Annotated in this window: 16 protein-coding genes; 1 reads left to right on the forward strand and 15 read right to left on the reverse strand. The window is 47.0% G+C overall.

Annotated elements, in window-relative coordinates:
* Positions 1 to 58: 58 nt before the first annotated feature.
* The 7 genes from AC1MEO_RS04485 to AC1MEO_RS04515 all read right to left on the reverse strand — a co-directional run bounded on the left by AC1MEO_RS04485 (position 59) and on the right by AC1MEO_RS04515 (position 8,991).
* Positions 59 to 1,042: an alpha-ketoacid dehydrogenase subunit beta gene (locus AC1MEO_RS04485; protein ID WP_480334612.1), complete on the reverse strand. Its 984-nt coding sequence runs from the start codon at positions 1,040 to 1,042 to the stop codon at positions 59 to 61.
* Positions 1,042 to 2,046, reverse strand: a complete 1,005-nt coding sequence (locus AC1MEO_RS04490; RefSeq protein ID WP_480334613.1) for a thiamine pyrophosphate-dependent dehydrogenase E1 component subunit alpha — start codon at positions 2,044 to 2,046, stop codon at positions 1,042 to 1,044. The genes AC1MEO_RS04485 and AC1MEO_RS04490 overlap by 1 nt, the downstream gene beginning before the upstream one ends.
* 13 nt (positions 2,047 to 2,059) lie before the next feature.
* Positions 2,060 to 3,487 (reverse strand): dihydrolipoyl dehydrogenase, encoded by a 1,428-nt coding sequence (gene lpdA / locus AC1MEO_RS04495; RefSeq protein ID WP_480334614.1) that lies wholly within the window; start codon positions 3,485 to 3,487, stop codon positions 2,060 to 2,062.
* A gap of 80 nt (positions 3,488 to 3,567) precedes the next feature.
* Complete coding sequence (gene buk / locus AC1MEO_RS04500) at positions 3,568 to 4,650, reverse strand: butyrate kinase (protein WP_480334616.1); 1,083 nt, start codon at positions 4,648 to 4,650, stop codon at positions 3,568 to 3,570.
* A 131-nt stretch (positions 4,651 to 4,781) separates the two neighbouring features.
* Positions 4,782 to 5,876 carry a Leu/Phe/Val dehydrogenase gene (locus AC1MEO_RS04505; protein ID WP_480334618.1) on the reverse strand — a complete coding sequence of 365 codons (1,095 nt, stop codon included), beginning with the start codon at positions 5,874 to 5,876 and terminating at the stop codon, positions 4,782 to 4,784.
* A gap of 2 nt (positions 5,877 to 5,878) precedes the next feature.
* Positions 5,879 to 6,811, reverse strand: coding sequence for a phosphate butyryltransferase (gene yqiS / locus AC1MEO_RS04510; protein ID WP_480334619.1), 933 nt, complete (start codon positions 6,809 to 6,811; stop codon positions 5,879 to 5,881).
* Positions 6,812 to 6,945: 134 nt separating this feature from the next.
* Positions 6,946 to 8,991 carry a sigma-54 interaction domain-containing protein gene (locus AC1MEO_RS04515; RefSeq protein ID WP_480334620.1) on the reverse strand — a complete coding sequence of 682 codons (2,046 nt, stop codon included), beginning with the start codon at positions 8,989 to 8,991 and terminating at the stop codon, positions 6,946 to 6,948.
* 124 nt (positions 8,992 to 9,115) lie between these two features.
* On the opposite strand from AC1MEO_RS04515, the gene AC1MEO_RS04520 reads away from it, so the two are divergent.
* The gene (locus tag AC1MEO_RS04520; protein WP_480336026.1) at positions 9,116 to 9,349 is read left to right on the forward strand and encodes a DUF2627 domain-containing protein; all 234 of its coding nucleotides are present in this window, start codon (positions 9,116 to 9,118) and stop codon (positions 9,347 to 9,349) included.
* A gap of 10 nt (positions 9,350 to 9,359) precedes the next feature.
* Here AC1MEO_RS04520 and AC1MEO_RS04525 read toward each other — a convergent pair whose 3' ends face one another.
* The 8 genes from AC1MEO_RS04525 to dxs form a co-directional block, all read right to left on the reverse strand.
* A complete protein-coding gene (locus AC1MEO_RS04525) occupies positions 9,360 to 10,085 on the reverse strand; it encodes a glycerophosphodiester phosphodiesterase (RefSeq protein ID WP_480334621.1) in 726 nt (241 codons plus the stop codon).
* A 260-nt stretch (positions 10,086 to 10,345) separates the two neighbouring features.
* The gene (locus AC1MEO_RS04530; protein ID WP_480334622.1) at positions 10,346 to 10,858 is read right to left on the reverse strand and encodes a DUF6241 domain-containing protein; all 513 of its coding nucleotides are present in this window, start codon (positions 10,856 to 10,858) and stop codon (positions 10,346 to 10,348) included.
* 331 nt (positions 10,859 to 11,189) lie between these two features.
* A complete protein-coding gene (locus AC1MEO_RS04535; RefSeq protein ID WP_480334623.1) occupies positions 11,190 to 11,339 on the reverse strand; it encodes a hypothetical protein in 150 nt (49 codons plus the stop codon).
* Positions 11,340 to 11,447: 108 nt separating this feature from the next.
* Positions 11,448 to 12,221 (reverse strand): sporulation transcription factor Spo0A, encoded by a 774-nt coding sequence (spo0A, locus tag AC1MEO_RS04540; protein WP_480334624.1) that lies wholly within the window; start codon positions 12,219 to 12,221, stop codon positions 11,448 to 11,450.
* Positions 12,222 to 12,309: 88 nt separating this feature from the next.
* Complete coding sequence (gene recN / locus AC1MEO_RS04545; RefSeq protein WP_480334625.1) at positions 12,310 to 14,007, reverse strand: DNA repair protein RecN; 1,698 nt, start codon at positions 14,005 to 14,007, stop codon at positions 12,310 to 12,312.
* A 16-nt stretch (positions 14,008 to 14,023) separates the two neighbouring features.
* A complete protein-coding gene (gene ahrC / locus AC1MEO_RS04550; RefSeq protein WP_006830434.1) occupies positions 14,024 to 14,473 on the reverse strand; it encodes a transcriptional regulator AhrC/ArgR in 450 nt (149 codons plus the stop codon).
* Positions 14,474 to 14,569: 96 nt separating this feature from the next.
* A complete protein-coding gene (locus AC1MEO_RS04555; protein WP_480334627.1) occupies positions 14,570 to 15,391 on the reverse strand; it encodes a TlyA family RNA methyltransferase in 822 nt (273 codons plus the stop codon).
* Positions 15,388 to 17,292 carry a 1-deoxy-D-xylulose-5-phosphate synthase gene (gene dxs, locus AC1MEO_RS04560; RefSeq protein WP_480334628.1) on the reverse strand — a complete coding sequence of 635 codons (1,905 nt, stop codon included), beginning with the start codon at positions 17,290 to 17,292 and terminating at the stop codon, positions 15,388 to 15,390. The genes AC1MEO_RS04555 and dxs overlap by 4 nt, the downstream gene beginning before the upstream one ends.
* Positions 17,293 to 17,295: the final 3 nt, after the last annotated feature.

Here is a 17,295-nt window from a genome sequence, read left to right on the forward strand (position 1 = left end):
ATTACCAGGAAAGCTTCCAGCGCTTGTCGGGACTAAACGGCTGCTTTCGCTTTTCTTTTTAAAACTCCGCCAATTCTCTCATCGCTTTTTCTACTTTATCCGGGTTGATCATGAAGAATTTTTCCATGGTCGGCGCGTAGGCCATTGCCGGGATATCAGGTCCAGCGAGACGTTTGATCGGGGCATCCAAATCGAACAGGCAATTTTCAGCGATGATCGCCGCTACTTCTCCGATGATGCTTCCTTCTTTATTGTCTTCTGTGACCAGCAGCACTTTGCCGGTTTTTTTAGCGGCTTCAATGATGCCTTCTTTGTCCAGTGGATAAATCGTGCGCAAATCAAGGATGTGCGCAGAGATTCCGTCTTCCGCCAGGCGCTCTGCAGCCTGCAAGGCAAAGTGCACAGCCAGTCCGTAGGTGATGACGGTGATGTCTTCGCCTTCGCGTTTAACGTCCGCTTTGCCGATTTCGATCGTATAATCTTCTTCCGGCACTTCACCTTTGATCAGGCGGTAAGCGCGTTTGTGTTCAAAGAACATAACAGGATCATCATCGCGGATGGCCGCTTTCAAGAGGCCTTTCGCGTCGTACGGAGTGGACGGAATAACAATCTTCAATCCAGGCTGGTTCGCAAAGATCGCTTCCACAGACTGGGAATGGTAAAGGGCACCGTGTACGCCGCCGCCAAAAGGGGCGCGGAAAACAATCGGACAGGACCAATCGTTATTTGAACGGTAACGGATTCGGGATGCTTCAGAAATGATTTGGTTGATGGCAGGCATGATGAAATCCGCAAACTGCATTTCTGCAATCGGGCGCAATCCATACATCGCTGCTCCAATTCCAACGCCGGCAATTGCCGACTCCGCAAGTGGCGTATCCAAAACGCGGTCTTCACCGAATTGATCGTAAAGGCCTTGTGTCGCTTTAAAGACCCCACCTTTTTTACCGACATCTTCTCCGAGGACAAAGACGTTTTCGTCACGCTCCATTTCTTCTTTCATGGCAAGCGTGATGGCATCAATATAAGACATAATAGCCATTATTCGTCTCCCCCTTCTTCGGCATAGACGTATTTCATCGCATGCTCCGGTTCTGCATATGGAGCATTTTCCGCGTAATCCGTCGCTTCATTGACCGTAACCATGATGCGGTCGTTGATGTCTTTTTCAAGTTCATCGTTCAGGATGCCGTTCTCTTTCAGGTAAGCACCGAAAGTCAGGATCGGATCTGTTGATTTTTGCGCAGCCAATTCATCTGCTGAGCGGTATTGGCGATGGTCATCATCTGAAGAATGGGCTGTCATCCGTTCGCAGACGGTTTCGATCAGGCTTGGGCCTTCACCGCGACGCGCACGGTCAGCTGCTTCTTTCACATGTTTGTAGACTTCGATCGGATCATTGCCGTCAATCGTCACACCCGGCATGCCGTAGCCGATGGCGCGGTCTGAAACGTTCTTGCTCGCGAGTTGGCGTTCAACCGGAACTGATATTGCGTATTTATTGTTTTCGACCATGATGACCACCGGTAATTTATGGACGCCTGCAAAGTTCATGCCTTCATGGAAATCTCCTTGGTTAGAAGACCCTTCACCGAGCGTCGTGAATGTAATAAAATCTTTTTTCTTCATTTTCCCTGCTAAAGCGACACCCACTGCATGCGGCAATTGTGTCGTAACCGGTGAAGATCCCGTCAGGATGCGATTGCTCTTCTGCCCGAAGTGTCCAGGCATCTGGCGTCCGCCTGAGTTCGGGTCTTCCGCTTTGGCAAACGCAGAAAGCATCAAATCTTTTGGTGTCATGCCAAAGTGCAGGACCACTCCGATATCGCGGTAATAAGGGGCGATATAATCTTGTGTATTATCGAGAGCGAAAGCGGCACCAACTTGTGCTGCCTCCTGCCCCTGACATGAAATCACGAATGGGATTTTTCCTGCGCGGTTCAAGAGCCACATGCGTTCATCCACGCGGCGTGCCATCAACATCGTTTCATACATTTTCAGTAAATCATCGTTCGTCAAACCGATTTCTTCATGTTTAGAAGCCATTGTTTTTCCTCCTTCAACTATGAATTGCTTTGCCGTCAACTGCCAAAGCCGCTTCGCCCATAACCTCTGAAAGCGTCGGGTGCGGATGGATCGTTTCGGCTATTTCCCACGGAGTGGCGTCCAGTACCATTGCCAGGCCTGCTTCTGAAATCATATCCGTAACATGCGGACCAATCATATGGACGCCGAGAATATCGTTTGTTTCTTTATCTGCAATAATTTTGACAAACCCATCAGATTCACCGTATACCAGCGCTTTGCCGATGGCTTTAAAAGAGAATTTGCCAACTTTGACGTCATGCCCTTTTTCTTTTGCCTGGTCTTCCGTGATGCCGACGCTTGCCGCTTCCGGATTGGAATAAATGCAGCGCGACACCAGATCATAATCGATGGCATGCGGGTTGTTGCCTTTAATGTGTTCAATGGCCGTAATGCCTTCATGTGATGCGACATGGGCCAATTGCAGGCCGCCGATCACATCACCTATTGCATAGATATGGGATTCTTTTGTCTGGAAGGATTTTTTCACTTGAATAAAGCCTTTTTCGACGATGATGTCCGTATTTTCGATGCCGATGTTTTCAACATTCGCTTGGCGGCCTACAGAAACCAGCATTTTCTCAGCAGAAAAACTTTCGTTTTTGCCGTTGATTTCCGCTTGGATCGTTACGCCATTTTCGCCTGTTTCCAATGTATCCGCCATCACTTTTGCGCTCGTCGCAAACTTGACGCCTTTTTTCTTCAAAAGTTTCAACATTTCCTTGGAGATGTCTTTGTCTTCTGTGGGAATGATGCGGTCCGCATATTCAAGGACCGTCACTTCAACACCAAAATCATTGAGCATGGATGCCCATTCGATGCCGATGACACCGCCTCCGACAATCAGGATCGATTGCGGCAGGCTTTCCATTTTCAATGCCTCATCGGAACTCATGACAAACTCGCCGTCAATGGTCAGACCCGGCAGCGTGCGCGGGCGTGATCCCGTTGCAATAATGACATTGTTCGGAATCAGCATTTCATTTTCTTCCCCATTTTTCATCTCTACAGAAATAGTTCCTGCGTTCGGCGAAAAAATGGAAGGCCCAAGGATTCGGCCGATGCCTTCGTAGACATCAATCTTGCCTTTTTTCATCAACCCTTGAACACCTGCGTGCAATTGGTCGACGATTCCCTGTTTGCGTTGCTGGACACGCGCAAAATCCAATGAGACTTCACCCGTCTGAACACCAAAATCAGCTGCGTGATTTTTGGTGGTCGCATAAACTTCCGCACTGCGGAGCAATGCTTTGCTTGGGATACAGCCTCTATGTAAACAAGTACCGCCCAGTTCGCCTTTTTCGACGATTGCTGTTTTCAATCCCAATTGCGCAGAGCGAATTGCGGCGACATATCCGCCTGTCCCGCCGCCTAAAATGACGACATCGTAATTTTGAGCCATAGATTTGTCCTCCTTATTTCTGCTTCAATAGCCAATGGAAATGTTTGTATTCCCCACTGATTGAAGGTTTCTTCCGTCAATTAAAACGGGTAGATTTTTACTTGTTCTTCTCCATTCAATACCCGGGCAGCACCTTCTGCCAGAGCTTGAAGTTCATTTTCGCCTGCTTGGATCTCAATATCGGCAATCCAGTTGACCCGCTCAGAAATCGCTTCAACAAAGTCTTTACCATAAGCCAGTCCACCGGTCAGGATGATGGCATCGACCTGCCCCTTAAGGACTGCACTGGCAGCGCCAATTTCACGGGCAACTTGATAAGCCATCGCCTGATAAATCAATTCTGCTGTTTTATCGCCATTTCGAATGCGTTTCTCCACCTTGACTACATCACTAGTCTCCAAATAGGCGTACAATCCGCCTTGTCTCACTAATTTCTTCATGATTTCTTGACGGCTGAATTGTCCGGAAAAGCATAATTCCACTAAATCGCCTGCCGGTACTGTTCCGGCTCGTTCAGGACTGAACGGGCCGTCCCCATGCAGGCCATTATTGACATCAATCACGCGCCCGCCCTGATGGACTCCGACCGTAATGCCTCGCCCCATATGACTGACGATCAATCGCAGGTCCTCATAGGCACGGCCTGCTTTATTGGCATACCGCCGAGCCACTGCTTTTTGGTTGAGTGCATGGAAAATGGACTTGCGTTCAATTAGGGAAAAGCCGGAAATGCGTGCAATCGGCTCCAATTCATCAACCACTACCGGATCGACGATAAATGCCGGGATATTCAGGCCATCTGCAATTTCAAATGCGATGATGCCGCCTAAATTGGACGCATGCTGCCCTGAATACCCTTCCCGGAGATCATTTATCATGCCCGTGTTGACTGCATAGGTTCCGCCTTGAATCGGACGCAGTAAACCGCCTCTTCCACAAACGGCTGCCAGATTGGAGACATTCATGCCTTCTTCGTCCAGCGCTTCGAGAATGGTGTGTTTCCTGAAAAGATGCTGGTCGGAGATACTTGGGAATTCTGCTAGAACTTGCGCAGAATGGCTTATCGTCTTTTCCATAATCAGGATATCGTTGTCAAAAACGCCGATTTTAGTCGAATTGGAAGCAGGGTTAATGACTAGAATGCGATTGGGCTGTTTTTGCACATCGATCCCCCATTTCTTCCTTATTAGTGAAACCTGCTAATTTTTTCTCCGGAATGGTACTTAGTCAGAACCGCTATTATTTTAGAGAAAAACAGCAGGTGAGCCATTTATTTTCACCTGCTGAACGTTATTTATCTTCTGCTTAAAATATTGTGTTCGTTTCTTAGGAACTGGGTTCTTGAATTGCGGACACGGTCAATGCGCTCTTCAGCCATGCGGTCTGCCGCAATATAGCTAGGGACATTATCCCGCTTGGAAATGGCAAAGATTTTGGTGATGCTGTCATAGATGGTTTCGACGCGTTTCATCGCACGTTCGTTGTTGTAGCCGTATAATTCATCCGCAACATTGATGACGCCGCCAGAGTTGATGACGAAATCAGGTGCGTAAACGATGCCGCGTGCTTCAAGCTCATCGCCATGGCGCTCTTCTTTCAATTGGTTATTGGCAGATCCAGCAACCACTTTCACTTTTAATTGTGGGATGGTGTCGTCGTTGATGATGGCGCCCATTGCACAAGGTGCGAAAATATCTGCTTCCTGTGAGTAGATGTCATTTGGTGCAACTGCAGTTGCGCCGAACGCATCAACAGCACGTTGAACTGCTTCTTGGTTGATGTCTGTCACGATCAATTTCGCGCCTTCTTTATGAAGGTATTCGCAAAGTGGGTAAGCAACATTCCCAACGCCTTGCACAGCTACTGTCTTGCCTTCCAGCGAATCGTCGCCGAATGCTTCAAGAGCAGCAGCTTTCATGCCGATGTATGCGCCGTAAGCAGTTACCGGTGACGGGTTGCCCGAAGAACCGAAGGCCGGTGAAATGCCTGTTACATAATCAGTTTCTTCATGGATCAAATCCATATCCGCAACTGTTGTTCCAACGTCTTCAGCAGTTATATAGCGGCCATTCAATCCTTGGATGAAACGTCCGAACGCGCGGAACATCTCTTCGTTCTTGTCTTTCAAGGGATCACCGATGATAACTGTTTTGCCGCCGCCCAAGTTCAAACCGGCTGCAGCATTTTTATATGTCATTCCGCGGCCAAGGCGGATCGCATCTTCAATCGCTTCTTCTTCTGTTGCATAATTCCACATGCGCGTTCCGCCAAGTGCCGGTCCGAGTGTAGTGTCATGGATGCAGATGATGGCTTTAAGCCCTGAGTTCTTATCTTGGCAGAAAACCAATTGTTCGTAGTCGCCCTGTTCCATTCTCTTGAAAATTTCCATTGTCAATTCCTCCTAATAGTTGTTCCTGAAGTTGATGATGAACAAATGGCCAAAGCCAATGAATATAATTTACTTTCGGCGCTGTCGGCACGTGACGACAAAACAATCGGCGCTTTCGCACCCGCCACAATGCTGCCGACTTTCGCATTCGAAAAAAAGACCAGTGATTTATACAGGATATTGCCGGATTCAATAGTTGGAACAAGCAGGATGTCGGCTTTGCCGGCATTGTCGCCTGCTATTCGTTTATGTTTGGCCGCATCAATGGATATTGCATTATCGAGCGCAAAGGGCCCGTCCACAATGCAGTCTTTGATTTGGCCACGCCGGTTCATCGCAGTTAACGCTGCCGCATCAAGGGTGGCTTGCATGTTCGGATTGATTACTTCCACCCCTGCCAATGGTGCGACGATCGGCATTTCAACACCGAGCGCACGTGCTACTTGAACAGCATTTTGAATGATTTGTACTTTTTGAGGTAAATCAGGTTGGATGTGCATGCCCGCATCCGTTACGAAAATCAGCCTGTCGAAACCAGCGACTTCAAAAGCGGCGATATGTGACATGACGGAACCAGTCCGCAAACCATATATCGGATTCAATACGGCTTTCAACAGCACGGCCGTTGCAATCTGGCCTTTCATCAGAATATCGGAATCATTCCTGAAAACTGATTTCACCGCTTCTTCTGCAGCCATTGCCACAGAGCTGACATGATGGAGCTGAACATGGGGATGATTGAGCAGCTGAGGAAAATGTTCCCGCATCATTGCTGTTGTTGCCAATTCATCATCATATAGATGGAAATGCGCCATCTTTCGGCCGACAGCCATGCTGACGGCTTGCAACACAGCCAAATCAGCCGCTGCAGCAACTGCCACCGTCCGGTCGAAACCGATTGGCACCTTTTCAATTAACTGGTTTAATGTGGCCACTCTCGCTCACCTCATTCTCCTTAATTAAAACAGAATGAATGGCGGTTTATAAGGGATGAAAGCGTTTTATTCATGTTTTCAGCTCTAATACTTTGCAAATTCTTGCAAAACCCTGCAAAAACTTGCAAAATCGCTTACGCCAATCCGTATTTCTCTAATTTATAATACAAAGTCCGAAGAGAGATCTCTAATTGTTTTGCCGTCTTGGATTTATTGCCGTTAAATTGAGTTAATGCGTGATGAAGAATTCCGCGCTCGACCGTTTCCAACTGCTCCTGCAACGACACAGAAGATTGGATAACCACTTCATTTTTCGCTTCGGGAATTCGCAGCATATTAAGCGGAATATGTTCTTCGGTCAAGATCCGATCGTTCATCTGCATAAAAATCATCGACCGGCTCAACACATTCTCAAGCTCCCTGACATTGCCGGGCCAATCGTAGACGCGCAAATAATGCAGGGCTTTGTCAGAGATGGATTCAACGCTGCGGCCATACTCCTGGTTCAACTTCAGCAACAGCCGTTCGACGATCCGCGGAATATCCTGCTTCCGATTGCGCAGTGGCGGGATAAGGATCGGCATCCGGTTCAAACGGTAATACAGATCTTCACGGAACTTGCCTTCCAGCAACGCCTTTTCCATATTGGCGTTTGTTGAAGCGATCACCCGCACATTGACAGGGATGGGTTTGGTTCCGCCGATGCGCAAGGTTTCATGCTCCTGCAGCACACGCAGCAACTTGCTCTGCAGCGCAGATGACAGCTCACCGATCTCATCCAGAAAAATACTGCCGTTATTTGCTTCTTCAAAAAGGCCGCGCTTTTCTCCGGTTTTGATACCAGGAATCGCCCCTTCCTCATGGCCGAACAGCTCGCTTTCCAACAATTCTTCGGACAGCGCAGCGCAATTGACGCGCACAAATTTATTGTATTTCCGCTCACTCGCACTGTGGATGGCATGCGCAAAAAGCTCTTTGCCGGTACCCGATTCACCGCGCAAGAGGACGGTCACCAGCGTTTGGGCCGCCAGTTTCGCCTGCTGCAGCGATAATTGCATTTCTGACGACAAGCCGATAATGTCATCAAAGGTATATTTGGATTCCAATGTCCGGATAATGCTGCGGGCACGGTCCAACTCTTTCATCAAGGATCGGATTTCGGTCGTATCATGGATGACGCCGACACTGCCCTTCAGTTTGTTATCGACAATGATCGGCGCAACATTGACAATGACTTCACGGTTCGACGGGCCGACCTTCAAATTGACGCCGCGCACCGGTTTCCGTGTCTGCAAGGCTTTAAGGTGCATGCTTTCCCCTTCAGATATATCTGCAGATGCCGGCTGGCCGATGACATCCTTCATCTGAAGCCCGGTAATCCGTGTATAGGCCGGATTGACGAGCAGGCCATTGCCCTTTTCATCCACAACAGAAATCGCATCATCGCTGGATTGGATGATGGCTTCCAGCATCGTCTGAATTTCTTTCAGATCCGTGATTTCTTCCGCCAACGCGACAACTTCGGTGATATCCTTGAATACCGCGAACGCTCCGATTGTCTCTCCGTTTTCATCGATCATCGGAAAACGGGAAGTGACAATTGTCGAACCATTCTCCAACTCCAGTTCCTTGTTCAATTCAACGCGTCCGGTTTCATAGATCCTTGGCAATTCACTCAAGGAGATAAACTCGTGAATGTGCCGGCCGATCGTTTCATCCGCCGCCACTTCCAGCATTCGCGCTGCACTTTTATTGATGAAAGTAATGTGGCTCGTTTTGTCGATGCCGATCATGCCTTCTTCTATCGAGTTAAAGATGATTTTCTCCCGGTGGATTTCTTTGCTGAGGCGATTGATGAAATGTTCCTTCTCCTCCAGCAAACGAACAAACACATTCGCAAGGCTGCCGGGAATGATGACGGTGTTTTTCAGGAAATGCCCTTGCAGCTCCTGATGGAGAGAATTGCTGCCTGTCACATTAAAGACGATATCGATGTCCGACTTGTCGAAATTCCGGTAATCTTCCGCGACCGGAACGCCCTGGGATTTTGCCGTCAATACGGCAGACGCCTCCGGATTCAAGTCCACAACGCCACGCACTTTCAAATAATCAGTTTCCAAAAGAGTGTTCAAAATGGCGGAGCCCCCGACACCGCCACCCACAATCAGTACCGTTTGCAATTTTCTTCAACCCCTCTTTACTGTTCTGCAAGTAATTGCACGTATATTTCAAGCCTACATCAGGAAGGTTTTCTTGACAACTTTAACGGAATTGGAAACAATAGATACAGAAGGATGTGGAAATATGGGTCGTCTAGTGGCGTTTATCATCTTGCTGATCCCTGGAATCATGGCGGCGTATGGCATTAAATTGATGCGTGATACCTTGTTCAATAAATTGCTTGAGCCATTCCCGGCTCTTTGGCTCCAATTTACTTTCGGCACAGCATTTGTCGTTCTCGGCATCGGTTTTTTTGCAGGATTCCTGCTGAACCGCGACCGCAAAAAAGGGAACGTTTCGAAAAGATTCCAGAAATAAAAAATTGCGTCTACCCCATAAGGGGAGACGCAATTTTTCTTTTGACCCGATCCGGGTAATTGGTGATGATTCCGACCATTTGCGGATCCAGACGATCTATAAGCGACTCTGATCCAAGGACTCCGTATAACCGAACCTTCTTGTCCAGCTTCAGGATGTCGTCACATAAGGATTTGGCAAGAAGCCGTTTATGAAGGTGGATGCTGTCCACCCAGTCCATCTCTTGAATGTGGGAAATCTGTGCGTTCTTTTTGATGATCCAGGCCATTTCCGTTGAAGGCATCAATTTCTTCATCTTCTTCAACAGCTGCGGATTGAAAGAAGACAAATGGAGGTCTTCCATCCCTTCCAGCATGGCGGCCAGAATTTGAGGCCCTTTCGGATTTTTCGCAAAAGAATCCTTTAACTCCACATTCAATGGAATCTTCTTTTTTTTCGCCCATTGAAATACTTCGTAAGCCAGCGGCATTTGATGATGCTGGAAATTCCGCATCCATTTCCTGCCGACCCGCAGTTCCTTTATCTCCTCATAAGCAAGTGTCTCAATGCCCGCATCAACGCCAGTCAGACGCCGCAAGTTGTTATCGTGGTAGACGACCACAACCCCGTCTTTGGTGATCTGTACATCCATTTCGATGCCGACGCCAAATTCACACGCCTTTAAAAAAGCATTCCACGTATTTTCCAATGCATATCCTGAAGCGCCTCGGTGTCCATACACTTTGACTTCAGACAATAAAATCATCCTCTTCCATTTCTGAAATACACTGAACCAATAAAGCGGCTCTTATTACGGCTTTACTGTCCGTTTGTTGATAGTTTCTCCTCTATTTTATCATTTTTCGCCAGCGACTGAAAGCCTTTCCGGTTATTCGGGTTGCTGCTCCCCTTTGATTTCTTATTACGTTTTTGATTTTTTCGAAATTAACCTTATGTAAGATGTTACATTGAAAGGTTGAAACAATAAAATCCGGTCAAAAACCGGATTCCAAAATTTTATTCGGCAGCAAAGTTATTTTCGATGAATTCCTTTTCCTGTTGTTCGCTCAAAATGCCTGTAGCCCGTCCGATGCTGCCGCCCTGCAGTCCCCAAATGAAATTATGATCTTCGTCCACTTGGGCAAATTGGCCATTTTCCCACCGCCCGATGATTTCCAACAGATCTTCTTTTGAATTAAAATCAGAATCCATTAAAATCTCTTTGGCTTTAGCGATGGACTCCTCATTCATACGGATCAATCCCCATTTTTCAGAAGCTACAATTTTTTGATGGGTCATTTTATGCATCATGGCCAATAACTTTGCTTCCGATGCATCGTTCGGCACCGATTGGGCAAATTCCAAGCCATCCATTTTCTTGGTGCTTTTTTCTATCGCTTCTTCATCCGATACTTCGGCAGTTTTCGAACTTCCCGAGTTTTCCTGTTTGTCCGAAACCTTAAGTGTGCCCATAACAATAAGGGCAAGAGCTATAAACGCAGCCGCCAGATAAACTATTGTTTTTTTCATCATCAAACTCCTCTGGTCAATTTTCCTTATGAAAAACCCTCACATTGGGGTATTAAGTATCACTATATCAAAAACCAGGTATTCTATCTATACTTTTATCGATTCGGCCTGATGCAAATCATTACCTTTCCCCATCGATAAAACGGCTAAAAAACCAACGAATAAACACTTCATTGGTTTGGAAAGCTAAAGGCTATTCGTTTTTTTCGTTACAGGGACAGCATTGTGAAAAACGCAATCAGAAGACTCACACAATAAACGCCGTAAAAATACAACCGGTCGACGACGGTCCCTTCGCCGTTCCCCAAAAAATAGTCATCAATTTGCCTGATCAATTGCAATTGCGTCCGCCTCTTTTCACTTTGCTGGATTTGCCGGTTTTCGCATCAATAAAGGTGACTTGTTTTTCTTCTGGCAAGAAAAACGGCGTCTTAACCTTTTCCTCTAATGCGTTGTTCTTAAACCCTTTTTTCTTCTCCAAAAATGAATTGATTCCAAAAAATCGGTCCACTCACGGTACAAATGCAAGCAGCAAAAAAATAAAAAAATTTCCTGCCAGTAAACATTGGCAGGAAATTTTCAAAAGATTTTATTCATGCGATTCATTCCGCATTTTCAGCCGCAGACTATCTGCGACCATTGCGATAAATTCGGAATTGGTCGGTTTGGATTCTAAATGCGCTACGCTGTAGCCAAAGATTTTAGAGATATGCTCGACAGTTTCGTGGCGATTCCATACCTGTTCAATTGCATGGCGAATCGACCGTTCGACCCGCGTCGAAGTCGTATCAAACTTGGAGGCGATTCCTGGATACAGCGCCTTCGTAACTTTATTCAGAATTTCCGGTTGCTCCAATACTAAAGAGACCGCTTCCTTCAAATAATTATAACCTTTCAGATGAGGAGGAATGCCGATATCTTTAACGATATTGGTGATGCGGTCTTCTTTCGTCAGTTTGTTTCCGGAATGACCTGGCATTCCGGTCCGGGCATTCATAATATGATTGATCTGCACGGCCAGACGATCGGCTTCAAAAGGCTTCATGATAAAGTAGGAGGCACCATATTCAGCAGCCTGGCTCATGATCGATTCCTGCCCGAAAGCAGACAGCATGATCACATCAATCGCCTGCAGATCACCGTTTTCCTTGATGGCATCCAGAACGGCTATGCCATCAAGAAAAGGCATAATGATGTCCAGCAATAATATATCAACTGTTTGGTTCTGAAGCATTTCGATGCAGGTCTTGCCGTTATAGGCAACATCCACCACTTCCATATTGGGTTGTGCATTTAAATAATCTTTCATCAGTCCAACCAATTCGCGATTATCATCTGCAATTGCGATTTTTATTTTGTCCATTCGACTCTCTCCTTGGTGACTGACTCTGGCAGATTCCGGTACAGCCTTCCGGCAACGCGGCCCTTACTCCCCCGACTGCCCTACTGGCTTATTTCATCAACAATTTACGATCTGCCGCGAGCGACAACAGTTCTTGCGCATGCTGCAGTGTCAGGTCCGTTATTTCGGCCCCTGACAGCATCCGGCTCATTTCTTCTGTGCGTTCACGTCCATCCAGTTCGGTGACCGAAGTGGTCGTCCGCTGTTTATCGACCCTCTTCTCAATAAACAGGTGCTGGTCGGCCATTGCCGCGACTTGCGGCAAATGCGAGATGCATAGGACCTGGGAGTGGACCGAAATGGCAGCAATCTTCTCTGCAATCGCCTGTGCCACCCGTCCGCTGACGCCTGTATCCACTTCATCGAAAATAATCGAAGTGATGCCTTGATGCTTGGAGAAGATGGTTTTCAATGCCAGCATCATACGGGACAATTCCCCGCCTGAAGCCACTTTGGTCAAAGGTTTCAGCGGTTCCCCCAGATTTGTCGAAATATAGAAGGAAATCGCGTCATGGCCATTCCGGTCGAATCGACCGTTCGGCAATACAGCAAAGTTTACTTCAAACGAGGCCTTAGCCATATGTAATTCCTTCAGCTGCTCCATGATCGCCTTGCCCAGGCTTTTCGCGGCTTTTTTGCGGAGGATCGTGAGCTCTTCCGCTTCAATACGCAAATCTTCGGTTAATTCTTTCAACTTTTCCTGATCTAACTGGTAGCGCTGATCGCGGTTGACCAATTTATCCAACTCGTCTGTCTGCTTTTCATGATACAGCAAAATGTCTTCAACAGAAGCGCCATATTTTCTTTTTAAGGATTGAATAGCCGCTAAGCGCTGTTCAATTTCATTTAATCGGGCAGGATCGAATTCCATATCATCCAAAATCCGCTTGATTTCAGTGCCTGTATCTTGAATAAGATAAAAAGCACTCGACAGGGTTTCTGAAGATCCAGTGAAGGTTTCATCCACCGCCGCCGCGTGCTCAAGTTCGGACATGGCTGAGCCGATCCAGTCCAAGCCTTTGCTTTCACCTTGAATCGCTTCATGCGCTGCTGAAATGGATTCATAGATCTTGTTGAAATTCTGCAGTTTTTTGCGCTCCAACACCAGTTCTTCTTCTTCACCCAACACCAATTCCGCTGCTTCGATCTCCTGCAGCTGGAATGTCAATAAATCGATGCGCTGGGCAATCTGTTGTTCGTTTTCGGTATAGGATGAAAATTCCCGTTTTAATTTCGTGTATCTATCGAAAGTTTGGTTATAGCTTTCCCTAGACTTGGCCAGGCTTTTGCCGGCAAATTGATCAAGCAGGTAGAGATGCTGTTTCTCATCCATCAATTCCTGCGTCTCATGCTGCCCGTGGATGTCAATCAGTGATGCGCCGACTTCACGCAGAATGGAAATGGTCACCAGTTTGCCATTGATGCGGCAGACATTTTTCCCTTTGTCATTCAATTCACGGCGCAATAAAATATCGCCATCACTCCAGGAGATGCCGAATTCCTCTAATCTGCGGAATACCGGATGCTGTTCGTCTTCCAACGAAAACAGCCCTTCGATTTCAGCCTTTTTTGCGCCGTGCCGAATAAACTCCTGGCTTCCCCGTCCACCAGCCAAAAGATGGACAGCATCAATAATAATGGATTTACCGGCACCGGTTTCCCCTGTCAGAACAGTCAGCCCTTCAGAAAAACTGACGGTCAGGGCATCGATAATGGCAAAATTGCGTATATCTAATTCCCGAAGCATATCCGTTCACCTCTTCTTAAAGCATTTCGATTAAACGCTGTCTTAAAATTTCACGATGTTCAGTGTCTCTGCAAATGATCAGGCAGGTATCGTCGCCACAGATGGTGCCAAGAATTTCTTCCCAGTCCAAATGGTCAATCAGTGATCCGATGGCGTGCGCATTGCCGGGCAATGTCTTCATGACCAGAAAATGGCTGGCACCGTCAATGCTGACAAATGCATCTGTCAGTGCACGATGAAGTTTCTGCATCGGATTAAAGCGTTGATCCGCAGGCAAACTGTATTTGTAGCGGCCGTCCTGCAATGGCACTTTCACTAAATGCAATTCTTTTATATCACGCGATACAGTAGCTTGTGTCACTTCATAACCGGCTGATTTCAACAGGTCCACGAGCTCGTCCTGGGTTTCGATTTCACGATTTGAAATGAGATCGCGTATTTTGATGTGACGTTGTCCCTTGTTCATGGTGTTCCCCCTTGAGTGAATAATTATTCCATATACTTAATATTCTACAGTTATATCATACATTAGACAAGAAAACACATCCCATTTGGAATGTGTTTACAACAATTCATGCGCTGCCTTGACCGTTTCGTTAACTACCGATTCAGAAACTTCGGCGATTTCACTGCCTTCAGCACTGGATTGAAGATGGAATAAAAATTCAATATTGCCTTCTCCACCGGTAATCGGTGAAAAAGACATGTTCTTTACATGAAAACCGGAATCGACTGCAAATTTACCGACTTTATTCAATACGTCGCGGTGTATTTTCGGATCACGGATGATTCCTTTTTTCCCTACATTTTCTCTCCCGGCTTCAAACTGGGGTTTCACCAATGCGATGACATCACCACCTGGAACCAGAACCTGCTTCAAGACTGGAAAAATAATGCGCAGCGAAATAAATGAAACATCGATCGTGGCAAATTCCGGAAGCCCCTCTGTAAAATCCTCAGGTTTGGAATGGCGGAAATTCACCCGCTCCATCACGGTCACACGTTCATCTTGCCGAATCTTCCAGGCCAATTGATTATAGCCGACATCAAGTGCGTAGCAATGCTTCGCGCCGTTTTGAAGAGCACAATCCGTAAAGCCGCCTGTCGATGAACCGATATCCAGCATCAATTTTCCGTCAACCGATAAATCAAATTCCTGTAAGGCCTTTTCAAGCTTCAGGCCCCCGCGGCTGACGTATTTCAAATCATTGCCTTTCATCTGCAGCGGGGCTTCATACAGAATTTTTTCACCCGGCTTGTTCATGCGTTCAGTATCTGAATAGATGATTCCGGCCATAATGGCCCGTTTTGCTTTTTCACGTGTTTCACAGATGCCCCGTTCGACCAACAGGACATCTACACGTTCTTTTTTGGGTTTATTCATAGAATAATCGAGCCTGCCTGTTTTTTGGATTGTGTCCATTTTTTAACGACACGGACGACTTCATCGCTGTTGAGATGAATCTCATCCAGCAATTCAGAAACATCACCATGTTCGATAAAGTGATCCGGAATCCCCATTCGATCTATAACAGACTCGCGGTAATCATTTTCCTGTGCAAATTCCAGAACAGCACTGCCGAATCCGCCTTGCAGAACAGCTTCTTCGATCGTCAATACCGGAATCTTGCGCTCGAATATTGTATGCAGCATCGCCTGATCCATCGGTTTGATGAAGCGGGCATTTACTACTTCAGCAGAAATGCCTTGCTCGAGCAATTGCTCCGCGGCATTCATGGCCATTGGAATGGTCGTACCGAAAGTCAGGATCACTGCATCAGTTCCTTGTTTCAGCACTTCCCATGAGCCGATTGGCAATGCCTGGAGCTCTTCGTCCATCGGCACGCCTAAGCCATTGCCTCTTGGGTAACGCAAGGCAATCGGGCCGCCGTTATAATCAATCGCTGTTTTGACCATATGCTGGCCTTCATTTTCATCTTTGGGCATCATGATGACCATATTCGGCAAATGGCGCAGGAACGCGATATCAAATACGCCTTGATGCGTTTCGCCATCGGCTCCAACTAAGCCTGAACGGTCAATCCCGATAAAGACATTCAGATTTTGGCGGCAAATATCGTGGACCACCTGATCGTATGCTCTTTGCAGGAATGTTGAATAGATAGCGAGAAATGGCTTCATGTCCTGCGTGGCAAGCCCCGCAGCCATCGTAGTCGCATGCTGTTCGGCAATCCCGACATCAAACATGCGCTCAGGGAATTCAGAAGCAAACCCTTCCAATTTCGAGCCGACCGGCATGGCAGGCGTAATGGCCACAATCCGCTCATCTGTGCGTGCCAGTTTGCGGACAGTTTCCGCCACAAGACCGCTCCATGATGGTGCTTTCGAAGAGGATTTCACTAAATCACCGGTTTCCATCTTATACGGTCCGATGCCATGCCATGTGCCAATCAGATCCTGTTCAGCAGGCAAAAAGCCTTTGCCTTTTTTCGTAACAACATGAAGCATGACAGGTCCTTTTGTTTTCTTGGCATAACGCAAGTTTTCTTCCAACTCTTCCAAATCGTGGCCATCGATTGGCCCCAAATAAGTAAAGCCCATTTCTTCGAAGAACATTCCGGAAACCACCAGGTATTTCAACGAATCCTTCACGCGTTCAGCTGTAGACGCAAGTCTGCCGCCGACCGCAGGAACTTTCTTCAATAGGTATTCCAAATCGTCTTTGACTTTATTGTACTTTCCGGCAGTCCGCATCCGGCCGAGCATGCTGTGCATGGCACCGACGTTTGGAGCGATGGACATTTCGTTGTCATTGAGGATGACGATCATATCCGTCTGCGCGTGTCCAATGTGGTTCAGTGCTTCAAAAGCCATACCGCCCGTTAATGCCCCGTCACCGATGATCGGGATGACATGATTGGTATCTTTTTTGATATCACGGGCTGCAGCCATTCCCATTGCCGCAGACAATGAAGTCGAGCTATGGCCGGTTTCCCAGACATCGTGGTCGCTTTCATTGCGTTTTGGAAATCCGCACAGGCCTTTGAATTGACGCAAAGTGTCAAATTGGCTGGCTCTTCCTGTCAGGATTTTATGTACGTAAGACTGATGCCCCACGTCCCAGAGGAGTTTGTCTGACGGACTGTCGAATACTTTGTGAAGCGCAACTGTCAGTTCCACTACGCCAAGATTCGGACCGATATGTCCGCCCGTTCTTGATAAGTTCTCTATTAGAAATCGTCTTATATCTTCGCTTAATACTTCAAGCTGTTTAGTGGTCAGCTCTTTTAAGAAAGATGGACCAGTAATCGAATGAAGATCCATTGC

It is taken from the genome of Planococcus sp. BI3 (assembly GCF_056680115.1).